The organism is Singulisphaera photorubra, from assembly GCF_045290345.1.
Classification (GTDB): domain Bacteria; phylum Planctomycetota; class Planctomycetia; order Isosphaerales; family Isosphaeraceae; genus Singulisphaera.
In genome coordinates this window covers 7,061,933-7,082,149 of record NZ_CP155447.1, presented here as the reverse complement: position 1 = coordinate 7,082,149, position 20,217 = coordinate 7,061,933, and the positions used below count along the sequence as shown (strand labels likewise).

Genomic DNA, 20,217 nt, shown 5'->3' with positions numbered 1-20,217 from the left:
GGATACAGAATAAGATTAATGGAATTGGAAAAAATGGATGCGATTCTGTTGGATGTTTAAATGTGCGAGCAAGTTGATGTGATTGGGGCAGAAGGACGGAGGGGGGCCGAAGGCTCGATTCCAGTTCCAGCGTCTGCGTCGTTTGACGGGTCCACTCCTCGTCCGCCGACCGTGCTCGGCCCGCGCGACCAGTTCGGCCCTGAGGGGATTCCGCTCGACGTAGCGAAGCACCGTCGCGAGGTGGGCATCGTCCTGGACGGGGATTGCCTTGTCAGGCCCTTGCCAGATGGGGCCGGTTGTCTTGTCATGGCGGCGGTATCGCTGAGCGTGAGCCGCCAGCGCTTCCACCGCTCGAGGTCGCCGTCCTCCCGGGGCCGGACGACCAGATGGAACTGGTTCGGTATCAGGCAAAAACCGAAGAGGGAGAGACGCTGACGGGCATCGGCGATCGCCTGGAGGAAGGCGTCGTAGTCGGCGGGCTTGTGAATGACCGGCTCGCGCCGGTTGCCGCGATTCAAAAGGCGTGGTAGACCATGCCGCCGACTGCGGCGTGAGTGGTTCGTGGCACGACTCGAGAGTAGCCGGGCACTCCAGCCGAGAATGTTCCCTCCGTGCCCTTGTCTGCTCTGTCTGTCCAGCCGGCAGCCTCGCGGGCGGCGCGGACCTGCCGGCTTAGAGTCTGTCTCGTAAGTTCAGGGAAACCGAAAATTGAAGGCCGTTTGGGTGCCACGGGTTCCGTACTCGGAACCCGTGCGCGCCAGGCCAAGGCATTCCCGCATGGGTTCCGAGTACGGAACCGCATGGCACCCAGCAGATCATTCAAAAGCTCCCGTGGGATTCACCTTCTGGGACAGACTCTTAGATCCCGAACGAATCAAATGCATCATGAAGTCGCGGAAAGCGCAGAACCCTACGATTCTCAGCGAAACCAGGTTATTTGATCACCGCAGGGATCTCCTTCCCTTTTGGGTAGAACTTCATCGACAGTGAGTTTACGCAGTGTCGCGTGTTCTTGGATGTGAGCTGTTCTCCCTCGAAGACATGGCCGAGATGCCCGTCGCAGTTTTTGCAGAGGATCTCGGTACGTGAACCGTCACTGTCAGGCATTCTTTTGACCGCGCCCGGGATTTCGTCGTCGAAGCTGGGCCAGCCGCAATCGCTGGCAAATTTATTGTCGGAACGATACAGCGGCGCGTTGCAACGCCGGCAAACGTAGGTGCCGGGGTCAGTCAAATCGGTGTATTCACCCTTGAAAGGAAGCTCAGTCCCTTTCCCCAAGATCACCCGTTCTTCGTCGGCCGAGAGGGGGTTGAACTTGGGATCCGCCGCATCCAGGTTGTCGTCCTTTGCTGACGGCATATCGGTATCTCCTGCGGGGCGACTTGTGAACGACTGGCTCGCTGTCTGATCGTCAGGTTCCGACGCCAACTTGCCCGTCCGGTTGCATCCGGCAAAGACGAAGCCAAGCGATATCAAGGCGAGAACCGCTCGCCATCGGTTCACCCTGGAATTTCTCAACATCCGAACAATCTCCCAGTGACTCCGCCATCGAGCACCGGCCCCGCGTCGAACAACATCGTTGGCCAGTCGTGGGCCCGGACCGTTCGAAGAACTCGAAAGCCGACCTCGGCCTTCTTGCTGCCTCATTCTACTCGAATCGCGGCGAACGTACCTTGGTAACTGCTTCTCCAGAGAGAATTGGCGAGAGGAAACCGAGCGGCCCTGGCAACGCAATCGAACGAGAGGCCAACATTCGTGCGATGGGAGGTCTAGGGGCGAAGGCCAGCTCCGGAAGGCGCGGCAAGAGTAGCCACGGACCTCAATGGCTTCTCCAAATTCCCTGCCTTACCTCGTTTGGTGTCTGGCCACCGACTCTCTGCACGGGTTGGCCTGACCAGGTGCAACCGTGTGCATGTCGTGGTAACTTCAATGGATACCAACGGCGAGACTGGAGGCAAGGCGATGCGAATCCCCCGCGTGCGGTTCACGGTTGGAAATTCGATGATCGCCGTGGCCGTGATCGCTCTGCTGATTGCAGGAACCATGACAACCGTGAGGATCGTGCGTGAGAGGCGTTTGGCTTTTTGGTTCGGGCAAGCGGCCATTTATCACAGGCAGCACGAGCAAGTTCGCATCATCCGTGCTCGGAACAGGCAAACCGGGCAATCCGTAGGACCAGAGCAGTTGGGTCGGATGAACCGTGCATGGAGACTACACCACGCCGCCCTACGGCGTAAGTACGAACACGCGAAGGCCCATCCCTCCATCCCGATTCCGCTCGACCCTCCCCACCCGGTCTTTGACGGTCAGCGACATCTGTCGATCGATATTCGGTACGCGAACTAACGCCAGCCGACAACGGGCCAGGTCGCCAGGTACTTCAATGGGTTTGCCTGGGAGAGATCGGCAGGCTTCAGCCTGGTTCGCCTTCCCGATAGACCGTCCAGGAACCCTGTCCTGCTCATCTTGGGTGCCTGGCTCTTACCAAAGGTCCCATCAGTCCTCCTCTTTCCTCCGCGTTCTCCGCGTCTCCGCGTGAGTCACCCGAGCGAGCGATAACCTGCCTCATGCATCACCACCGGCTTGCCCTTGGTTCACGTGGAGGCACGGAGACGCGGAGAGAGAGGGGGGGGAGGCTGTTGACTTTTGATCGATGTGTCCATAAATGTCAGTGCAATCTCGTTAGGTTTTATCAATTCTCCTTCCTCCGCGTTCTCCGCGTTCTCCGCGTTCTCCGCGTCTCCGCGTGAGTCATCCCATTGAGCGATCGCCTGGCTTATTTTGACTTCGGTCGTTTAGGTCTTCTCATCCTCCGCCTTGTCGAAAAAATGCCTCAAAAACAGCCCTGACATGCGTCTTATTGTCGGCTTCATTCCAAGATGGAGCACGAAGCATTGTTGGATCAGAACAGATGCCCTCGATTAACTCAGCTTGTTTGTCGAGAAGTTTGAATTTTGATATATCCAGCAAATCAAATACCTCATAAACACCCTTCAGTAAGAATATTATGGCGTGTCTAGGCGCATCAGCTTGGCGCATGATTACGGCAAACGGCAAGAACGTGGTGTACTCTACATCTTTAGTCTTTTTGAAGACCGTCGGTCCTCGAATCTCGGTGTCATCGAGAGCTTGCTTGGCGCTAATTCGGAACATTAACTCAAAGTCTTCTCCGTATCTCTCGACAAACAGAGCGGATGGCTCGACGAGGGCTGTCACTTCTTCTGACAACCGCCGCTGAAATAAGTGCGAAAAGGGAAAACAAGCACTTGGCTCAACGTATATTTGACTAAACCCAATTTTCATTGCGGCTGACCCTGGAGTTAATGTGGAATGAAACTTCGGCTGTTGCAAGGCCCATGCAAGTGGCCATACACTTTAATTGGGAAATCTGGGGAATTTAGCAAAACTGCACATTTGTCCTCGAGTCTTGGCCGCTTACTCAAGCCTCTTGGTTTGCCCTGTTTGGGTGCATGGCCACTGACTGTCTCGTTCTCTGGGTTGAGACATGCAGCGCATTTGTCCCTGTCCCGAGACGCCTCGAGAAAGTGAACCATCCGCATTTCGGCGAACCCCTGACGCTGCCCATCGAGGGCTCTGTGCGACTCCCACGAATGACGACGCGGCGGCTGATGGCGTTGGTGGCGATCGCCGGATTGGCGGCGGCAGCATACCGTCTTTGTTCCCGCTGAGACCAGGAGACGACATCGTTTTCTTCGCGATGACGGGACTCGGTCTGATGTGCGGCGTGGTCGCACTGCCCTTTGTTGCGTATTGGCTTCTCGTCGGGCGTGGGGATCGTCCCCCACCGGAATAGCCCCGAGGTTCCCATGCGACTTTCCCTACTAACGACGCGGAGATTGACGGCGGTGGTGGTGGCCGTTGTGGTGATCGTTCTGCTTGTGCTCGGCGGCTTTCTGCCCTTCACACGCCGAGCCAAGACCTGCGTGATTTGCCGCCTCAACCGGGTGGACTCCACCTACGGACCACTCCCGATTTCAAGGCTTCATGAGACCAATTGCAGCCGATGGTACGCAGCACACGTGGAGCCGGAGCATTCGCACATCTGGGAACATGGCACATGCCTGTACGAATCTGATCTCTACGGGACCTGGCGTGCGTTCTCTTGCAGGCCGGGCCACTACCCCATCTTTATGCTTCCCACCGAGACCCAGATGCGAGTCTACCAGCATTTCAAGAATCCGCTGGACGCCAAGACGCTGTTCGCGAACCTGACGGATGCAAAGACGTACAACAATCGCCTCGATCAGGATGACGAAGACAGGGGGCATCTTACTGTTCGGGCGATGAGCGAATGGGAATCGGCGGGGTTCCCAGGCACGTGGGACGATTGGTGGTCACGCTTCTACGCCAGGCACGTCTCCGAACGCAAGGAGTTCGTCGAGTGGATCAATTCCGATAGCAAGGTGGGTTTCGGTGAGTGGAGAAGACAGCGTAAGTTGGCCGAAAAGCACGATTAGCCGGGCGAAGCTCGCCAACTTCCTGCCCCAATCCCAATACGATGCTGGGCAGCGCCGATCAAGGCAGGGACGGTCACTCGGTGGGACATGACGGCATGTTCCTGAGAAGATCGGCCCGAATTTTAGTAATTCTCGCCCGTGGGATCGAGGCGGTGACGGAGCCGACTGGATTTGATCGTTCCCTTGGGCAGGCACATTCGGCAAGCACAGGTCGGTCGTTTGCCGTGAGCATCGGGGAAGTAACGCCACCCGAGTACCTGCCTCACCTTGCGGACTCGGAGAATCTCATCAGGTCGGATCGATCGGGGGACGATGACCTCGAACCCACGAGTGTCGGCCAACTCCATCAGCATTCCGACAGCCCCGCCCACGGTCGTCTCGACGTGCGGCTGATTGTAATGCCCAACCCAGGCTGGGGCATCGGATCGGAGGCGGAAATCGATGGCCACGATGGTCCTCTGTCCCCGCCGCTTTAGCTCCCGGAGCCATTGGTGCGTGGTGAAGTAGTCGGGGAGAACCGGCATGCAGAAGACGCCCCTGTGTGCGCCGAATCCACCGGTGGCCCCCCTGATCCCGGACCGGCGAATCAGACCGGCATGCTTCTCGGAGGTCAGATAAGTGAGGATCGGCATGATCTCGGTGCTCTCGCTGGGCAGGCCTGGTGTCCCTGATGTTTGCTCGAGGTTATAGAGCCTGGAAGTCCACGATCGGTTCGCCAGGCTATTCGAGACAGGGAGCAAACTGCATGGCTGTCTTTTCTGCCCGGGCGGAGGTGCCGGTGACGGCGAGGATCAGGAACAGGGTGAAGCCGGTGCCGGTCGAATCCCATACGGAAGAAACGCCGGCCCCGTCATTTGTCTCGACAACAAAGCCACTTGCCCCATGCGAAGACTACCGTCAAACCGATTCGCGGCGCCGGTTAGGTGAAGACAAGCAACTCAAACTCGGGTGACCACCGACAGGAGTTAGGCGAAACTCACCGGTTTTCGGGTTTCTTTAACCTCTTGTAAATGATGACGGTTCGGCCATCATCCGGACTGGTTGCGAAGTTTGTAGGACGAGCATCGCCCGGGGCGCTCAAGCAAATCTTTAACGTGTCCCCATCTAATACGTAAATGCCGAAAACAGTCGATCCTTGGGTCAATAGATTATAGGTTTTAGGTTTGCGGCCTTGGTCAAGCTTGAAGGTCCCGCGAGGTTCAGGCGGGCGTTTTCCCACACCGGTAAGAAGCTGGTTGCCGTCAAAGATTGCCTGTATGCGAAACAGATTGTTTTTCGGCTGAGGCTTGCCGTTGATTTCGGTGCTGAACACATCCCACACCCCTTGAATCAGATCGATGTCTTTTTTCGGACCCTCGTCGGCCAGCAAGACGACAGAGAGAACGGTTGGCAGGAGCAAACTCATCATGATTTTCGCCGTTGAACCGAGACATTCAGAAAAGAACCGAAGGCGAATTATCCACGCCGCGTGGATTTGGTTCAACAGGAACCTCACGCCGAGCCGCGGTCACCGTTTAACGGAAACAGATTAATGACTGCCATACTGGTTTCGAGACTGGGATCTGAACGCGTACCTTCATCGGCTTCGCCGGCTGACGAGGTTATAGGAGGCATTTGGCCGGACGACCGCTTGGCCAAGAGCGAGCCGCAAGAGTTGCCAGGCACTTCAACGGGGCAGTGTGGGAGATGAAGTGAAGATGGGACTATGGTCGCCCACCTCGATGGATTTTCCAGGTTCCCCGCCTTGCCCTCTTTAGGCGTCTTTATGGGGGCATGAACGGCTACCTTGATGGTAACCGATTTCGAGCATCGAAATAAGGCGGCAAGCTTGCGTGCGAGCATCTGTGTGTATCGAGATTGCCGCGGTTCGGTTACCCCATAGAGATTCCGATTACAGGGGGGCTACAATCGGTCCTGATTTCGAACGCATAGCCAGATCAGCGAAGTCTTGTGGGCTGGGCGTTAGCCAGAATATGCTGGCGTGTTAGACAAAAGAGCTTCTGTTTAATCCTTGTTAGGCGGCGGCAGCCAATGGCCGACATCCGTAGCCCCCGCGTGCTCTATTTCAAGGGGTTCCTCTTCCTCTGCACCGGCATCCTGGCGTCGGCGATCCTGCTTGCCGAGCATCCGAGTTTAAAGTTCGCCTCGCTGCTCGCGGTAGCAGTGTGGGCGTTCGCCCGGACCTACTACTTCGCCTTCTACGTCATCGAGCACTATATCGACCCTGGATATCGGTATCAGGGACTTCTTTCCTTCGCTCGGTATCTGATCCAGAGGCGGAAGAGACGCTGGGGTGCCGGTGAGCATCCAAGCGAAGACGCCTAACATCGCGCGGCAATGGACCCGGGGCCGTTGGCAGCCTTTCTGGGACGTGTAGGGGCGAGCGGCGGCCGGATCATCGTTGACCGGAATAACGTTTCGAAAGAGTTGGCCAGAGGAGTGGACCTCGGTCCTGGAGGGTTCCGTTTTGCGGGGTTAAATTCATAGGATGGTCGAAAACGACGTCATACGCGGCGTTGCCCGGCGCCAGACGTTAGGTGGATGGGAGTCAGTACGTGTGAGCCAGTCAGGCGATGGGATCGGTCCTGCCGACTTCTTGACGCATTGCACCCGTTGCGGTCATGAAGTCACACCGTACCCGCCGAGCGGTTTGAGCCTCCGACTGGCCTATGAGTGGGGCCAGGAACCGCCAAACGCTCAACTCATGCAGGAGCTGCACTACTGGTGCGGGGCGTGCTCTGAACATTGGCTAGCAACGAACTTGCAAGATACAGGTGTAATGTGTTTTTGCGGCACATTCAGTCCGATGCACAATCGCTATTGCGGGTCATGCGGTAGGCCAGCCCGCGCGTAAGCTCGCGCCGTGGACCACCAGTGGCCATGCACTCCCATTGGGAAATCTGGGGATTGAGCAAAACTGCAAATGTGTCCTCGAGTCTTGGCTGCTTACTCAAGCCTCCTGGTTTGCCCTGTTTGGGGGCATGGCCACTGGCTCACTCCTTCTGATAGCGGAAGTAGGGCTTACCGCAGGAGCGGTGCTGGAGCACGAGCGTGCCGCGGAGCAAGGGCTTGTCGGCGAGGAGTTGGAGCGCTTGGGATCGAGCGTCGCGTCCTGGAGTGAGCGATGGGAATGAGGTGGCACGAGTCCTCCTGAAGTGGCTGACGAAGAATTGTGCTTCAGTACACCCAGGTGGAGTCAAAGTCGGGGGCGAATGCGAATTTGCTCGGCCGCGGCCAGGCCGCGATAACCAGGGGACACACAAGCCGCTTATTCGACAACGATTCGGGCGATTTAGCTTGATCCATGTCCTCCGACCAACTTACCATAAAAATTCTCGCCTGCTCGAGATGGGCAGGCTGCCCGGTCGCGACTGCCCCGGTTTGCGAATTTTCCACATCGTCGGTTTTTTTTCGTGCTCAGCCCGGAGGATCGGTCCCTTCCCGTCCGACGACAATCGGAGGCGGTGGGTCATGAAAGCCCTTGAGATCATGGTTCAGCCGGTTGTGACCATCCGGCGAGACACCAGCCTGGAGGAAGCCGCGCGAATCATGCTCAACAATCGGTTCGGCTGCTTGCCTGTGGTCGATGACTCTGGCCGACTGTGCGGCATCGTCACCGAGTCGGACTTCGCTGCCAAGGAACGCGGCATCCCCTTCTCCACGCTTTTTCTCCCCCAGGTGCTCAACGAGTGGATACCTCTCCAGGGGATCGAGCGAATCTATCAGGCGGCGAGGACGACCCCTGTCAGCACAATCATGGGTACGGATCCCGCCAGTGTCTCGGAGGAGACATCGGTCGAGGAGGTGGTCAAGCAGATGCTGTACCGAGACATCAACCATGTTCCCGTGATCCGCGATGGCATTCCGGTTGGGATCATCTCTCGACATGACCTCCTCCGAATTATGATCGCCGATGCGGAGAGCGGTTGACACATCACCGATCCGGGGCGGCCCAGGGCAGGCTGTCCCTCGCCGGCTCGATCATGGCTACGACCGACACAGGGAATCGTAGCCTCATACTGGAGGCTGGACCCGTTTGCGATCCCCTGTCGATTCGGGGCCATCGCAGCCTCTACTTTGCTCCAGTTCACGATGGTCGCCCTGCCACTCTCGCACCGGTGAGTAAAAGCCCAGCCCACCCTGGCGGGGGCTGGTTCAACATCGGGCCGCTGGCTTTGGTGTCCGTGACCGTCATCAAGACGGCGAAGCTGCTGTTCGCCGGAGGACTCGCGGCGCGGCGGGTGGCACGTCCCTCCACGAAGTCATGAGGTAGACCGGGGAGAGGATCAATGGCCGGCGCAATCGTTCAATTCTTGCTGTCTGCCGCGGTGATCGCGGTCGCCGGATCGGCACTGACCCGATACGCCGACGCCATCGCCGACCTGACCGGGCTCGGCCGGCTCCTGGTCGGGAGCATTTTTCTGGCCGTAGCCACCTCGCTGCCGGAATTGTCGGTGGACGTGAGCGCCGTCCGGATGGGCGCGGCGGACATCGCCGTGGGTGACCTGCTGGGGAGCAGCCTATTCAATCTGCTGATCCTGGCCCTGCTGGATAGCACCTACGTGCCCCGATGGCGGCTGCTCTCCCCTGTCTCGGCCGCTCATGCCCTCCCGGCGACGCAAAGCATTGCCCTGACGGCGCTGGCAGGCATCGGCATTCTCCTGGGGCCGCGCCTGGCCGGCGTGACACTGGGGGGCGTCGGACCGGCCGTCCTGGCGATCCTCCTGGCGTACGTGCTTGGGGTCCGCATGGTCTTCCTCGATCAAAAGATCGCGGCGGCCCAGAAGGAGGAGGATGGCGGCGACGCCGCGATTGTCGTCGTCCCCGCAGGTGCCATGACCCTGAAGCGGGCGGTCCTCGGCTACCTCATTGCCGCGGGGGCGATCCTCGCCGCGGGCCCGTTCCTGGCGGTGGCGGCGAGTCGGATCGCCGCGCTGTCCGGGATGGGGAACTCCTTCGTTGGAACGACGTTTGTGGCTATTTGCACCTCGTTGCCGGAACTGGTCGCCACACTGGCCGCCGTCCGCATGGGGGCGCCGGACCTCGCGCTTGGGAACATCTTCGGCAGCAACGTCTTCAACATGGTCTTACTGGTCCCCCTGGACCTGATCCATCCCGGCTCGCTGCTGTCCTCCGTCGCATCGATCCACGTCCTGACCTGTCTGGCCACGATCCTAGCAACGACGGTCGCCATCATGGGGCAGCTCTACCGCGCCGAGAGGCGGATCCACTTCATCGAGCCTGATGCCCTCCTTGTGGTCGTCCTCGTCGTGGGGGCGCTGGCAATGATCTACAATTTTGGCGGATAGGGAGTACCAGTGGCCACATACTTCAATTGGGAAATCTAGGGGATTTAGCAGAACTGCAAATCTGTCCTCGAGTTTTGGCAACTTGCTCAAGCCTCCTGGTTTGCCCTGTTTGAGGGCATGGCCACTGACTCCCTTAATTTCAAAATTGTCAATGATGACGTGGACAAGAATGGCTGCCGTGTCCAGTTGTGGGCGAGCACCGATGGTATTCAACAGCGCTGGAAGCCGGAAAAATGTGGGTATGTTCTACAAGCTTGTGAATCGGGCCAGCGGTAAGGTGCTCGATGCCCACTCGGATGATGTGAACCAGAATGGCTGTCGAATTCAGCTTTGGACTGATACGGGAGGGCGACAGCAACTCTGGCGGATCGAGTGAAACTCCATTCCACAGACTGATCTCCCCGCGCAGCATTATCCACCCCAGCTCCGGCTGGGGTTTTTCTTTGCGGCGCCAAAACAAGATGATTTGACGAAGGCGGCGTTTTATTGGTTGGCCGCGACCTGCTGGTTCGGTTCAGGAATAGCGTTCCACCGAAGCCGATTCGCTTGAGTCCGCTGGGCTGACCTTACTTGGCTTGGAATTTGATCACAATTCGGTCTTGTTTCTCGACGAGCTCCCCGAGTGTGTGCGTCCGGCAAACTCCACTCCCGCCCCGGGTTGGTGTAATCCAGAAGCGGATGTGGCGTCGTGCCGACAACGACACCCGCTGCACTCTGGCTTACGGATCCCCCTTCTTGTTGGGGCGAACTCCACTTATGGCCATGAAGCACTTTGGGCCGATCAACTCCACGGACTCGCACCGAGTTCAACGGAGATTCGACGAAATACTCGGCGATGTATCCTCGAATGGTGTAGAACCAATAGCGACAGCGATTTGGGTCCACAGGGCCATTCGTTTCCCACAAGACTTCTTGTGTTTCTCGAAAAGTCGGACTAATCAGCCCTTTTCGCGACATTACTTATGGTTGAGGGGACAAGGACCTGCAAGAGGCCGGGCCAATGCCGAGCGGTCAGAATCATGGCACATTCCATCATGTCCGCACACTCTTCAGCGTGGGGGCAATCGGCGGCCTCAGTGACCGTCAATTGCTGGAGCGGTGGGAGCAGAGGGGCAGCGAAGGCGCCGAGCTCGCCTTCACAGCCCTGGTCGAGCGACACGGACCGATGGTACTCCGCGTTTGCCGATCGGTTCTCAGCGATCCCAACGATGCTGACGACGCTTTTCAGGCCACCTTTCTGGTCCTCGTGCGCCGGGCCAGCTCGCTCTGGGTGCACGACTCGCTAGGTCCATGGCTCCATCAGGTCGCGCATCGGACCGCGGTCTGTGCCCGGTCGGCCGCAGCACGGCGGTGGCGGAACGAAGAGACTGCCTCCGTGCGATCGTCGCGATTTGAGGGCGCGGATGTCGACGCGCATGACCTTGGAGAAGCCCTCCACGGAGAGGTGAGCCGTCTTCCGGATCATTACCGTGTCGTGATTGTGCTTTGCCTGCTGGAAGGACTGACTCATGCCCAGGCCGCGAGGCGCCTAGGGTGGCCAGCCGGAACGGTCCAGAGCCGGCTGGCGCGGGGCAAGACGCTGTTGCGTGACCGCCTCGCCCGGCGTGGCCTGGCACCATGCGCCGTGGCGTTGGGGGGACTGGTTTCGAGCGAAGCGGCGGCCGCCGCTCTCTCACCCACCCTGGTCGGTGCCACAATCCGCACGGCAACCCTGTTCTCGGTGGACGGGGCGGCCATTCCTGTATCGATGTCCCGACTAGCGAACCAGGTCATTAATGCTATGTTTATGCTCAGACTCAAAGTGGTTCTGACGGCTCTTCTCTTGGCCACCCTCATTTTGGGCACAGGCGTGTACACGTCGATGCAGGCATCCGGGCAGGCGCCAGTTGCTGCAAAAGACGTGGGGGGACCGGTCGATCCGCCGGGACAGACCCGTGGCCTCGACGTCGATCGTTTGCCGTTGGTTGCCCCGCGCGAACTGAAGGCCCGGGCTGGCCGAGGCGCTTTGCTCCTCTACGCCCTTGATAAGAACGGCCAGCGGATCGATCCCACGGGCAGCGGGATACTCAAAGAGGCGTCCGTGGAGACCCGCTGGGTCGTGATCACGGGCACACTCGACCATCAGGCGGTCCGCGAACGACTCAGACGGGGCCGCGGGGAGGATTTAATCGAAATTCAGCCCGACTACCGGAGGGCGGAGCTCGAGCGGCAAGAGCTCGCTCCCGGCGCGAACTGGTCGGCCTGGTCGAAGGTTGACCGTGGTGAGAACTGCCGCATCTTGCGGAACATACCCGAGATGTCGGAAGAGCTAACGCCTCCGGAGATTCGGATCGCCGCGTTAGTTGACCCCCTGCCGGTTCTCAAGGTCGGCGTCTGGGAAGGGGTCGACATTAAGAGGCTGATCCCAGACCGCCATGTGGAAGTCCCGGTTCGAGGATTGCCCGGGCGTGGCCCCCGGCTTCCCTTTGCGACAACAGACGCCCCCGAGATCATGCTCCGAGCACTCGATTTCACCGTCGTGCCGGGATTCCACTACCGTTACCGCGTCTGCATCGTGATCGACGGCTCGGATGGCGTCGGCCAACGGCGCGAGGTGTTTGGGCCTTGGAGTGAACCGACCGCGGAAGTCGCGGTTACGGAGTGACGGCTCTTCACCGGCTATTCAGTCCACCGACTCGGTATCGTACAGGGGGAGGAAACGGGGACGCCGCTCGTTTTCTGTCCACGACTCAGGTTTCCGGACTTTTGGCGGTCGGCCCTCTGGACGGACGGGAGCCGCAAGTGTTGCCAGGCACTTCAGCGGGGAGATTTGGGAGATGAAGTGAAGACGAGAGTATAGGCGCCCACTTCGATGGACGATCCAGGTGTCCCGCTTTGCTCTCTACAGGTGTCTGGCCACTGACAGTATTCCCTGTTTCATTTGATTCCTTGCCCGCTGCGGGTTAGTGTCACGAAACGCCCTGGTGAGAGCCGGGGCGTTGGCATGCGCGGTTATCGGTGGCTTGGACCTGATTTCAATTCGGGGCGGGCTTGGTTATCGCGGACAGATTCTTCCTGGCGACCTCGGCCCGCGCTATGAGCTCGTCCGCCGTCAATCCTCCCGCGCGGGCACGAGCCCGGATAGGCTCGCGCCCGCGTGGGGCGGGGCAGGGGGTCAGTTGTCGTTCCGCACGTTCTTCACCGAGATGCTCAGCACGCCCGCGTCGTCGTCGTCCTCGTCGGTGTTGGTGATTGTCAGGGTCGCGCCGGCGGTCTGTCCGACGCCGACCTGGAACGTCGTGCCGCCGGTGCCGTCGAGGTCGTCGGTGTCCTCGCTCGTCCCCTCGTAGAGCGTGCCCTGGACCTGCACGTCGATGGCGTTGTTGACGAGCAGGCGCACTGTGATCGAGTACTCGACCCGCACCTCGCCGCCCCACTTGTACGTCTTGCCGGTCGAGTGCACGGTCTTGTCGGGCCCCAACTCGAGCTCGAAGTACTCGGGGCCCGGGTCGTTCAGCTCGTCGTCGTCGAAGGACTCGTAGTCGCGCCCGAAGAAGTCGATGAACACCTGCGCGACGCGATAGCGCTCGCTCGGCGGCTGGAGCACGATGTCGACCACGAGCTCCTCGCCGGCCAGCTCGATGTTGACCTGGGCCGAGTACAGCACGCCGTCGATGACGCGCGAGGCCTTGATCTGGTACGCGCCCAGCGGCACGTCGGCCAGGGCGTAGGTCCCATCGGCCGCCGTGAACGTGGTCTTGCCGTCGTAGACCTGCACGATCGCGCCCGAGACCGGGCCCGCCTCGCCCCGCACGGTGCCGCGGATGCGGCCCCGCGTGACCACCTTCTTCCACTTACTGACGGTGTAACTCTCGACGCGTGGCTCGCGGTAGATCGCCGGCTCGACGTAGCCGTACAGCCCGCCCTGCGCCGGCGCGTCCCACCACATCATGTTGTCGGGCGACACCGCGTCAGCGTCCCTCAGGTCCTTCCACTCCTCGCTGTCCTTGCCGTCGCCGTCGTCGTTGGCGAAGGCGTTGAGGAACTGGTTGGCGATGTCGTCGGCGCCGTCGGTGAGCGCCTCGCCGAACCAGCCGGCCTTCTCGAAGGCCTGGTTGTGAACCGTCTCGAACAGCCAGTTGGCCGCGTCGTGCCGTTCCTGGGCCGAGTAGTTGTAGAGGCCGTCGGGCGTGGTGGGGCGGACCACGGCGCCCGTCTCGACGTCCTTCGGCTCCAGGTCGGTGGGCGTGACCAGCGTCTGGCTCGTCTCCAGGTGCGCGCCCAGCGCCTTCGCGTGCATCCAGACGTAGCTCGAGCAGACCGAGGGGAGCGTGTCGACGGCCCAGCCGGTCTCGGGGCCCGCGGGCGGGCCCAGGCCGATCGTGGGGTCGGTGTAGCAATACCATCGGTAGTGGTACTTCGGCTTCACCCCGGGCCGCCCGGCGCCGGCCCGCGCCGAGTCGGCGATCGCGTGCAGCGCCGTCCGCACGCCCGGCGTCTCCTGCAGCGGGTCGGGCTTGAGCACCAGCGGCGGGATCATCGTGAAGTGGTCGTTGTGCGTGAAGCCCACCGCCTGCGCGCCGAACGACGAGATGCTGTACGTCTTGTCGTACTCCGGGTCGGGGAAGTCCTCGCCTTCGATCGACCTCTGCACCGTCTGCGTGATGGCGCCGGGCCAGACGTACTTGAGCACGTTCGGCTCGAAGCCGTCCGAGCCGTCGGCCGTGAAGCCGATCAGGTGGTCCATCACCCGCTTCTGGCTGCCGGTGCTGTGCGTGATCTCGTCGTGGTTGCGCGTCATGATGCCGCAGTGGCTGTACCACTGCGCCGGCTTCACGTTCAGCATCAGCCCGCCGATGATGCCGTCGCCGCCCGGCGACAGGATGCAGTCCCCCTTGCGGGCGTTCATCCACCGCGCGGGCATGAGCACCTCCTTCGTCTCGGTCGTGAGCTGGCAGACGAGCTGCCCGGCCTCGGCGGCGGCCAGGTCGGCCTCGGACAGGTTGTCGGGGTCGCAGATCTGCCCCACGGCGATGAAGCCCGGGACGGGCGGCCCCTCGAACAGGAGCATCCCGCCGATCCCGGCGAGGCTGATCCGCACCCGGTCGCGCGCCGCCAGCCGCGGCTGCCGCGCGATCCGCACCGCCGCCCCGATGCCGCCGACCCCACCCACGTCCAGCCCCAACGGCGCCGGCGCGGCCATCACCCAGGCGCGGCCGCCGCGGCGTCGACCTCCACGCGCGCGCCTGCAGCGCGATCTCGGCCGGCGCGAGGGCCGTCGCCAGCACGCGCCCCGCCGCCCGCACCCCGCCCGCGACGCTCCCGACAGCCCGCCCAGCGACACCGCCAGCGTGCCCGTCGCCGCGTCCAGCACCGCGTCGCCCGGCCGCACCGCACCGCCGGCCGGGTTCACCACTGGGTTCACCACCGAATCCCGCAGCGCCTGCTCGACCAGCTCCCAGGGCCACGGCTGACGCTCCCGCGGTGGCACGTCGGGGATCGGGATCGGCCGTGGCCGCTGGCCCCACTCCTCCACCGGCAGGTCGAACGCGGCGCCGCACCGCACCGGCATCCCCGCCGCCGTTCCCGCATAGAGAGCCGCGAACCCCCGCGCCTCGTGGCTCAGTTCGCCCGCGCCGGGCACGCCCGCCGTGAACGGTATGTTCACGCCGATCATCGCCGTCGAGCGGGGCGGGATCGTGACTGGCCGCTCCATCGCCACGAACGCCCCCGGCAGCCCCACCGCCTCGCCGTCGTCGGCCGTGGGCGTGATCGATAGCCGGTCGAGCACCATCGGCGCGTCCTCGACGTTGTGCACCGCGAACGACGCCGTGATCAGGCTGTACTCCTTGTGCGCGAACAGGTCGGCCGTCACGTGCGGCACGATCGTGCCCGCCGCCTTGCAGATCGCGTAGGCCGAGTGGATCGTGAGCGACCGCCGCACGGTCACGTCGGAGTGCCGCGCCCGGCAGGTCACGACGAACTGGCCCAGGCCCGCCGCGTGGTCGATCGCCGCGAAGTAGTCGTGCGTCGCCACCGGCACGCGCGTCGTGGCCTGCTGGCCGTCGCCGAAGTCCCACTCGTACACCGGCGCTGGCCCGCCGCGGCGGCGCCCGGCCCGAAGAAGCGGCCGAGGTCGACCGCCGTCAGGTCGTACACCGCGGCCACGCTCCGCCGCGTCGCGCGGCGGGCCGGGCCCGACCTGCGGCCACCTCCGCCGGCCTCGGCCTCGCGTCAGCCAGCCGTCGCGCCTCGACCCGCAGCAGCGCCCGGGTGCGCGCCATTGCCCGCCCCAGCTGCCCGCCTCGGCCAGCAGCGCCGCCCGCGACAGCGGCTCGAACGCCGCGTCGGGCAGCCGCTGCCCGGGCGTCCGTAGCGTCGGCGACCGCGGCGTCCGCACGTCGGCCGTCGGGCCTAGCGTGAGCACCGCCGCATACGGCCGCGCTGGGTCCTGCGTCACGCCGATCATCGCCAGCTCGCGACCCCCTCGATCGTCGCGAACTCCAGCGCGCCCGCCACCTCCAGATCCGCGACCGTGCTCTCGACCTTCCCGTCCGCACCCCGAGCGCGCACGAACAGCCGCCGCGCGCCGGGCGTCGCGTATTGCAGGTGCCGCACGGCACCCGGCACACCGTCGATCGTCACCGCCGCCGCCGGGTCGATCGCCGTGTCGTCCGGCCCGAACACCTCGACCCGCACCGACTCGCCGGGCCGCACCGCTACCGGCTCGAACACCACCCGTCCGATCAGGTTCGCCATGGCTCCCTCATCTGGGCTGCGCACCGGGACGCGACGGTATCCCCCCTGCGGCACACGCGACCGTTGGGGCCTCACGCATCCCCGCGCGGCCCCAGCATCGCACGCCCCGCCCCCGCCTCCCATCGAATTCGCACCTCTGAAGAAATATAATTTTTGGATCACTTAACTACTTTACTTGCGCCGTAGCCGTTCATAGGACGGGAGAAGTGAAATCAGGCGGCTTTGATGTCTGACGTGCTGGCCGGCAAGAGAGAAGGGACGGCGTGACCGCGACGATCCGCTTCAAAACACGAGGTCAAGTAGTCCAGGACGTTACGACCCTGTTGCCGAGAGGTCGCCACCACGGTCAGCATCCGTTCCACGAACCGACTCCCCTCCGCGCTGGCCGTCCCGCCGCTGATCCGCCGCCAGATTACCGCATGCCGCAACGAGCGTTCGGCCACGTTGTTCGTCGGCTCCACGCCCCGGACCCGAGCGAACGTCCACAGGCCCTCCTCCACCTTGAGGATCTCGAAGCAGGTCGCGGCCGTCTTGGCGCACGAACTCCGCGATCCCTCCTGAAGGGCCCTCTTGACCTCCCGTCGCAGTCGGCTCATCCGCTCTTGGAACTGGTCCCAGGGCACGGTCCCGTCACGAACCCGGTGCCAGTGCCGGAACAGTCGGTTCGACAATCCGAGCAACCGCTGTCCGACCCGCTCGCTACCACCACCCCGGTCGATCATCGCCTGAAAGTCGCGACGAAGATGAGCCCAGCAGATTTGCCGCCAGGACGCCATGATCCAGTCATAGGCGCTGAATCGGTCGCTGGTGACGACCTGGCCGTCTTGACTGCCCAACAACGCCCGGGCGATCGCGCCACTGCGGTTCTTGGCGATCGTGAAGACAGTGGTCAGGCGAGTCACCGTCACCCACAACCAGACCTTGCGAAGTTGCTCACGCCACGACGTCTCGTCGATGTTCGCCACCTCGGCCTGATGGACCGACAGCGCCAGTTCGTTGTAGGGAGCCTCCAGAGCCGCGGCCGACTGCCGTTCCAGCTTGGCGATCATCCCGGTGGAGATCGACAGGGTAAACAGATCGGAACTGACCTGCTGGATCTGCCGTTTGCTGAGACGATAGGCCCCGGCGAGCATGGCCAGGACGGCTTGAAGGTAAGGGCCGAAACAACCGCTCGGGACACCGGGGGGCAAGGCGCCGCAGGTCGTCTCACCGCATCCGGGACAGGTGAGACGATGAAGTCGATATTCATCGACGAGGGGCTCGATCTTGGGCAATTCGGCCACCTGATGGATCAACGGCTCGGGGTCGTCGCCCCGAAGCCCCTGACCGCATCGGCGACACGCCTCCGGCTTGCAGTGGATGGTCTGGCGCAACTTCTCAGGCGGCACCAAGGCACGGTGGGATTTGCGATGTCCCGGTTGCCCACCGCGCTTCTTGCCGCTGGCCGGAGCGGGCGGCCGCCGCTTCAGGCCGATCGGATCAGACGAAGGTGGCTTGGACGAGTTGGTGGAGTTGAGCTTGAGCCGTGCTTCGAGATCGCTGACCCGCGCTTCCAGGTCGGCGTGCCGCTGCTGCATCGCCACAAAGACTGCAGCGATGGCGGCCTGAGCGTCGGGCGGCACCGTACTCCAGAGGTCGTCAGGGATGGGCAGCGGATTCGTCATAACGCAGATATAGTGCCGTCATCGGCAACTTTCAATACCGGACTGTGAACGGCTACCTTGCGCCGTCCGCGGCGCGACCCCGCCGTTGACGACGTTCCCCGGGGTGCGCGATGATGGCGCGGGGCCGTCCGGGGATGCAGAGGAACACCGCAAGGCGGCACCCCGGCGTGCCCGGGAGCTCCGTGGCCGCGGCCTGACGGTGCTGGAGATCGCCACCGCCCTGGGCGTCAGCCGGCGGACGGCTCTCCGGTACCTTGCCACAGCACCGGCGTCGTGATCAGAGAAGGCCCTTGTGCCTGTTTTCTGTTTCATTGCTGCTCACGTGCCGTTATTAATCAGGAATTCATGTTGTGTTGTTTATGATGTATAAATAATATTTAGTTTAATCAGAGATAGTAGGAAAGCTTGCAGCACGCCAAGGGCCATTTTTGGAGCTGTTTCGAAAATCTGAACTGACACCGGATTTCCCTCACGACTCCCGATCAATGGCAAGATCTGGATTTCGGAGGTAGGCTGGCTCACGGTGGCGTACTCCTTTGCCTTGTTGGCAAGTTTGGTGTGTGGGAGACTTCACCAAGGGGACGCCGCCCCTTTCATTTCCTCCATCCACGAGTTCTGACAATACCTCAGCCGGGTGACGACATGACGATCTCATCTTCGCTCAAATGGTCACTTCTCGCCACGATCTTCATCGCGCCCTCGGGCCCAGCCCTCGCGCAGGAATCGCCGCCTCCTCGATTCAAGGCCGTCGCCTTCGACTATTTCGTGATCTTCAACGCGAATTCCATCATCCCGGCCGCCGAAAAGGCGTTCCCGGGCAAGGGCCCCGAGTTCACCAGGGCCTGGCGGGCCAAACAGTTCGAGTACGGCTTCCTGCGTTCGATCACGGGTCGTCACGCCGACTTTTTCAAGGTCACCGAGGATGCCCTGGTTTATGCCGCCGAGGCGATGAAGCTGGAGCTGACCCCGGAGAAGCGGAAGAGCCTCCTTGACGCCTACCTGACCCTGAAGCCCTGGCCGGACGCAGTGGACGCCCTGCGCAAACTGAGGGCCGCCGGTGTTCGGGTCATCACCATCGCCAACTTCAGCCCCAGGATGCTGAAGGCCAACGCCGAGAATGCGGGGATCGCCGACCTCTTCGACGAGCTCCTGAGTACGCAGGCCAACGGCACGTACAAGCCGGACCCCCGCGCCTACGCGCTGGGCATGGAGCACCTGAAGTTGAAAAAGGAGGAGATCGTGTTCGCCGCGTTCGGCGGCTGGGACGCCTACGGTGCGAAGAGCTTCGGCTACACGACGTACTGGGTGAACCGGTTCCACCTGCCGATGGAGGAACTTGGGATCGAGCCGGACGGCACGTCGGACAATCTGGAAGGGCTGCTGAAGCTCGTCCTCGGCAAGCCTTGAGTGGATCCTGAGGGAGTCACCCGATGTTCAGCGGTATTACGAAGCTCGCCGAGGAGGGAGACGAGGAAGGCGTCCGGCGGATGCTCGATGAGGGGACGCCCGTCGATCATATCGGCAATAGCCGATTCAACGTGACGCCGCTCCAGGTCGCCGCCAGGGCGGGTCATCTGGAGATCGTGAAGTTGCTGCTGGAGCGGGGTGCGAACGTCAACCACTTCGACCACGACGACTTCTCGCCCGTTACCTCGGCCGCGAGGGCGGGCAAGTGGAGCGTGGTCAGGGTTCTGGCGGAGCATGGTGGCGACTTCCGGAAGTGCGACAGCCACGGCAAGTCGGGATGTGACTACGTGAGACGTTGCCGGGGCAAGCGGAACCGGGCCGCAATCGAGGCCGCGCTTGCCCGGCGCGGATCGGCACCGGCATAGGGGAGGAAACGGGGACGCCGCTCGTTTTCTGTCCACGACTCAGGTTTTCGGACTTTTGGCGGTCGTCCCTCGGGACGACGGGTGTGCTCCAGGCTCAACTCGCTCGCCTTCTGCTTGACCCACGCGTCGGCGCCGTAGGGTCGGCTTCTCTCGAGGCTCGTGCTCAAGCGTTTCAGTTCCTGAGCGCTCATCGTCC

At 62.2% G+C, this 20,217-nt stretch carries 17 protein-coding genes; 9 read left to right on the top strand and 8 right to left on the bottom strand.

What is annotated here, in order from left to right; genetic code table 11:
* Positions 1 to 15: 15 nt before the first annotated feature.
* Positions 16 to 348: a hypothetical protein gene (locus V5E97_RS26645; RefSeq protein WP_406694614.1), complete on the bottom strand. Its 333-nt coding sequence runs from the start codon at positions 346 to 348 to the stop codon at positions 16 to 18.
* A 38-nt stretch (positions 349 to 386) separates the two neighbouring features.
* Here V5E97_RS26645 and V5E97_RS26640 point away from each other — a divergent pair, with 38 nt between their 5' ends.
* Positions 387 to 530: a hypothetical protein gene (locus V5E97_RS26640; RefSeq protein WP_406694613.1), complete on the top strand. Its 144-nt coding sequence runs from the start codon at positions 387 to 389 to the stop codon at positions 528 to 530.
* Positions 531 to 933: 403 nt separating this feature from the next.
* On the opposite strand, the gene V5E97_RS26635 is transcribed toward V5E97_RS26640, so the two are convergent.
* Entirely contained in the window at positions 934 to 1,359 is a 426-nt protein-coding gene (locus V5E97_RS26635; RefSeq protein ID WP_406701218.1) for a methionine-R-sulfoxide reductase, read from the bottom strand.
* Positions 1,360 to 2,805: 1,446 nt separating this feature from the next.
* Positions 2,806 to 3,303 carry a hypothetical protein gene (locus tag V5E97_RS26630; RefSeq protein WP_406694612.1) on the bottom strand — a complete coding sequence of 166 codons (498 nt, stop codon included), beginning with the start codon at positions 3,301 to 3,303 and terminating at the stop codon, positions 2,806 to 2,808.
* A gap of 524 nt (positions 3,304 to 3,827) precedes the next feature.
* On the opposite strand from V5E97_RS26630, the gene V5E97_RS26625 reads away from it, so the two are divergent.
* Complete coding sequence (locus tag V5E97_RS26625) at positions 3,828 to 4,478, top strand: hypothetical protein (protein ID WP_406694611.1); 651 nt, start codon at positions 3,828 to 3,830, stop codon at positions 4,476 to 4,478.
* Positions 4,479 to 4,600: 122 nt separating this feature from the next.
* Here V5E97_RS26625 and V5E97_RS26620 read toward each other — a convergent pair whose 3' ends face one another.
* Positions 4,601 to 5,110 (bottom strand): hypothetical protein, encoded by a 510-nt coding sequence (locus V5E97_RS26620; RefSeq protein WP_406694610.1) that lies wholly within the window; start codon positions 5,108 to 5,110, stop codon positions 4,601 to 4,603.
* A gap of 344 nt (positions 5,111 to 5,454) precedes the next feature.
* Positions 5,455 to 5,886, bottom strand: coding sequence for a TIGR03067 domain-containing protein (locus tag V5E97_RS26615; protein WP_406694609.1), 432 nt, complete (start codon positions 5,884 to 5,886; stop codon positions 5,455 to 5,457).
* Positions 5,887 to 6,509: 623 nt separating this feature from the next.
* On the opposite strand from V5E97_RS26615, the gene V5E97_RS26610 reads away from it, so the two are divergent.
* The 5 genes from V5E97_RS26610 (at position 6,510) to V5E97_RS26590 (ending at position 12,431) form a co-directional block, all read left to right on the top strand.
* Entirely contained in the window at positions 6,510 to 6,803 is a 294-nt protein-coding gene (locus tag V5E97_RS26610) for a hypothetical protein (protein WP_406694608.1), read from the top strand.
* 1,146 nt (positions 6,804 to 7,949) lie between these two features.
* Positions 7,950 to 8,408: a CBS domain-containing protein gene (locus V5E97_RS26605; protein ID WP_406694607.1), complete on the top strand. Its 459-nt coding sequence runs from the start codon at positions 7,950 to 7,952 to the stop codon at positions 8,406 to 8,408.
* 359 nt (positions 8,409 to 8,767) lie between these two features.
* Entirely contained in the window at positions 8,768 to 9,787 is a 1,020-nt protein-coding gene (locus tag V5E97_RS26600; protein ID WP_406694606.1) for a sodium:calcium antiporter, read from the top strand.
* Between the two features lie 241 nt (positions 9,788 to 10,028).
* The gene (locus V5E97_RS26595; protein ID WP_406694605.1) at positions 10,029 to 10,163 is read left to right on the top strand and encodes an RICIN domain-containing protein; all 135 of its coding nucleotides are present in this window, start codon (positions 10,029 to 10,031) and stop codon (positions 10,161 to 10,163) included.
* Positions 10,164 to 10,787: 624 nt separating this feature from the next.
* Positions 10,788 to 12,431 carry an RNA polymerase sigma factor gene (locus tag V5E97_RS26590; protein WP_406694604.1) on the top strand — a complete coding sequence of 548 codons (1,644 nt, stop codon included), beginning with the start codon at positions 10,788 to 10,790 and terminating at the stop codon, positions 12,429 to 12,431.
* A gap of 510 nt (positions 12,432 to 12,941) precedes the next feature.
* Here V5E97_RS26590 and V5E97_RS26585 read toward each other — a convergent pair.
* From V5E97_RS26585 to tnpC, 3 genes are all read right to left on the bottom strand, one after another.
* On the bottom strand, positions 12,942 to 15,854 hold the full coding sequence (locus tag V5E97_RS26585; RefSeq protein WP_406694603.1) for a hypothetical protein: 2,913 nt from the start codon (positions 15,852 to 15,854) through the stop codon (positions 12,942 to 12,944).
* 377 nt (positions 15,855 to 16,231) lie between these two features.
* Positions 16,232 to 16,525 carry a hypothetical protein gene (locus V5E97_RS26580; protein WP_406694602.1) on the bottom strand — a complete coding sequence of 98 codons (294 nt, stop codon included), beginning with the start codon at positions 16,523 to 16,525 and terminating at the stop codon, positions 16,232 to 16,234.
* 212 nt (positions 16,526 to 16,737) lie between these two features.
* A complete protein-coding gene (tnpC, locus tag V5E97_RS26575) occupies positions 16,738 to 18,189 on the bottom strand; it encodes an IS66 family transposase (protein WP_475297056.1) in 1,452 nt (483 codons plus the stop codon).
* Positions 18,190 to 18,831: 642 nt separating this feature from the next.
* On the opposite strand from tnpC, the gene V5E97_RS26570 reads away from it, so the two are divergent.
* Complete coding sequence (locus tag V5E97_RS26570) at positions 18,832 to 19,596, top strand: haloacid dehalogenase type II (RefSeq protein WP_406694601.1); 765 nt, start codon at positions 18,832 to 18,834, stop codon at positions 19,594 to 19,596.
* Between the two features lie 23 nt (positions 19,597 to 19,619).
* A complete protein-coding gene (locus tag V5E97_RS26565) occupies positions 19,620 to 20,021 on the top strand; it encodes an ankyrin repeat domain-containing protein (RefSeq protein ID WP_406694600.1) in 402 nt (133 codons plus the stop codon).
* Positions 20,022 to 20,217: the final 196 nt, after the last annotated feature.